2 protein-coding genes are annotated in these 2820 nt (G+C 70.4%); both read left to right on the forward strand.

Features of this window, described 5'->3' with window-relative positions:
- Nucleotides 1–1311, forward strand: a 1311-nt coding sequence (gene hflX / locus BN903_RS17660; RefSeq protein ID WP_048078254.1) for a GTPase HflX, incomplete at its 5' end; no start/stop codon positions are given.
- 106 nt (nucleotides 1312–1417) lie between these two features.
- Nucleotides 1418–2820: AMP-binding protein (locus BN903_RS13630; RefSeq protein WP_048078255.1), on the forward strand; the 1403-nt coding region annotated here is incomplete at its 3' end.

A 2820-nucleotide genomic window follows, 5' to 3' on the forward strand; every position in this document is an offset into this window, starting at 1 on the left:
GAGGGACGCCGCGCAGTCGTCGCCAAGCGCGTCGACGCCGGGGAGGCCGACCTGACCGAGATCAGCCAGCTCGCGGCCGCGGCCGGCTACGACGTAGTCGGGGAACTCACCCAGACCCGCACGGAGGACGCCGCGTTCATGTTCGGCGAAGGGAAGGTCGCGGAGCTCCGGGACCTCGTCCGTCGCACCGACGCCGGGTCGGTGATCATCGACAACGACGTGGGGCCGTACCAGACGTTCAACATCGGCGGGAAGCTCGCCGATGGCGTCGAGGTCGTCGACCGGTTCACGCTCATCCTCGAGATCTTCGGCCAGCGCGCCAACACGCGGAAGGCGCAGCTACAGGTCGAACTCGCGGAGCTGCGGTACGAGCTCCCCCGCGCCGAGGCGAAGGCGAGCCTCGCCAAGCGCGACGAGCGGCCGGGATTCATGGGGCTCGGCGAGTACGACGAGAGCGTCGAGCGCGACATCAAACGCCAGATATCCGAGATCCGCGACGAGCTGGACTCGATCGCCGAAAAGGAGGAGGCGCGCCGCGAGCAGCGCCGCGACTCCGGGTTCGATCTGGTCGCGCTCGCGGGCTACACCAACGCCGGGAAGTCGACGCTGATGCGCCGGCTCGCGGCCGAGATCGACGTCGACGAGAACGCCGAGCGCCACCCGGACCTCGACACGACCGCCGAGTCGCAGGACATGCTGTTCACGACGCTCGGCACCACCACTCGGCGGGCCGAGATGGAGAAGCGAGACGTCCTGCTTACCGACACGGTCGGGTTCATCGCGGATCTCCCCCACTGGCTCGTGGAGTCGTTCGAGTCGACGCTCGACTCCGTCTACCGCGCCGACCTCGTCCTCCTCGTCGTCGACGCCAGCGAGTCCGTCGAGGCGATGCGCGAGAAGCTCGTCACGAGCCACGACACCCTCTACGAGCGCAACGAGGCCCCCGTCGTCACCGTGTTCAACAAGATCGACCGGCTTCGGCCGGGCGAACTCGCGGACAAGCGCGCCGCGCTCTCGGGCGTGGCACCGGACCCGATCGGCGTCTCGGCGAAGACGGGGGCGGGCGTGGCGGAACTCCGCGACCGCGTCGAGGACGAACTCCCCGACTGGGAACGCGAGCGACTCGTCTTGCCCGTCTCGGACGACGCGATGAGCCTCGTCTCGTGGGTCCACGACCACGGGCACGTCGAGGAGGAGACGTACGCGGCCGACCAGGTGACCGTCGACTTCGAGGCGAAGCCGTCGATCGTCGCCCGCGCCCGGGCGAAGGCGGCCGAGATCACGGCGCGACCGACCGAGGAGTCGGTCTGACCGCCGTCGGCGGAGTCCACCGCGGCGATCCGCCGCCGTCGACGGCGGCTCTCACTCGGCGAGGAGTCGGACAAAGTATACGTTTCTCCGCGGGCCAATACGTGTCATGGACGAATCCGGGGGCCACGGTCGGCTCGTCGACGGCGACGAGGACGTCGTCCCGCCGCCGGCCGACTTTCGGGAGCGAGCGGCCGCGAGCGACCCCGCGGTGTACGAGCGGTTCGACCGGGAGGGACCGGACGCGTGGCGCGAGGCGGCCGACCTGTTGACGTGGGACCGCGAGTACGACACCGTCCTCGACGACTCTGAGCCGCCGTTCTACGAGTGGTTCCCCGACGGGCGGCTCAACGCCGCGGCGAACTGCGTCGACCGTCACCTCGACGAGCGCGGGAACCAGCTCGCGATCCGCTGGTTCGGCAAGCGCGGCGAGCGCCGGTCGTACACCTACCTCGACCTCCACCGCGAGGTGAACGCGCTCGCGGCCGGGCTCCGCGACCTCGGCGTCGAGGAGGACGACGTCGTCACGCTCTACCTACCGATGATCCCGGAGCTGCCGATCGCGATGCTGGCGTGCGCGCGCATCGGCGCGCCGCACAACGTCGTGTTCGCGGGGCTGTCCGCGGAGGCGCTCGCGACCCGGATCGACGCGGCCGACTCCGAGTACCTGATCACCTGCGACGGCTACTACCGCCGGGAGGACGCGTTCAACCAGAAGTCGAAGGCGGACAACGCCCGCATCCGCGCCGAGGGGGACCTGTCGGCGGCGGTCGTCGTCGACCGCCTCGGCGACGAGCTCTCCGTCTCGCTGGGGGACGACGAGCGCGAGTACGACGCGCTCGTCGACGCCCACGACGGGGAGACGATCGAGCCGGTCGCCCGCGACGCGACGGACCTCCTCTTCGTGATGTACACCTCCGGGACGACCGGGCGGCCGAAGGGCGTCGAACACGCAACGGGCGGCTACCTCGCGCACGTCGCGTGGACGACGCGGAAGGTCTTGGACGTGCGGCCCGAGGACACCTACTGGTGTGCCGCCGACATCGGCTGGATCACCGGTCACTCCTACGGCGTCTACGGCCCGCTCGCGACGGGGACGACGACGGTGCTGTACGAGGGGTCGCCCGACTACCCGGACCGCGACCGCGTCTGGGACCTGATCGAGCGCAACGCGGTGAGCGTCTTTTACACCTCGCCGACCGCGATCCGCTCGTTCATGAAGTGGGGTGCGGAGTACCCCGACTCCCACGACCTCTCGTCGATCCGGCTGCTCGGGACGGTCGGCGAGTCGATCACGCCGAAGGCGTGGCGCTGGTACCGCGAACACGTCGGCGGGGGCGAGGCACCGATCGTCGACACGTGGTGGCAGACCGAGACCGGCGCGATAGCGCTCGCCACGCTCCCGGGCGTCACGCCGATGAAACCGGAAAACGTCGGGCCGCCGCTGCCGGGCATCGACGCCCGCGTCGTCGACGAGGACGGCGATCCGGTCGACCCCGGCGAGTCCGGCTA

This window comes from Halorubrum sp. AJ67 (genome assembly GCF_000513435.1).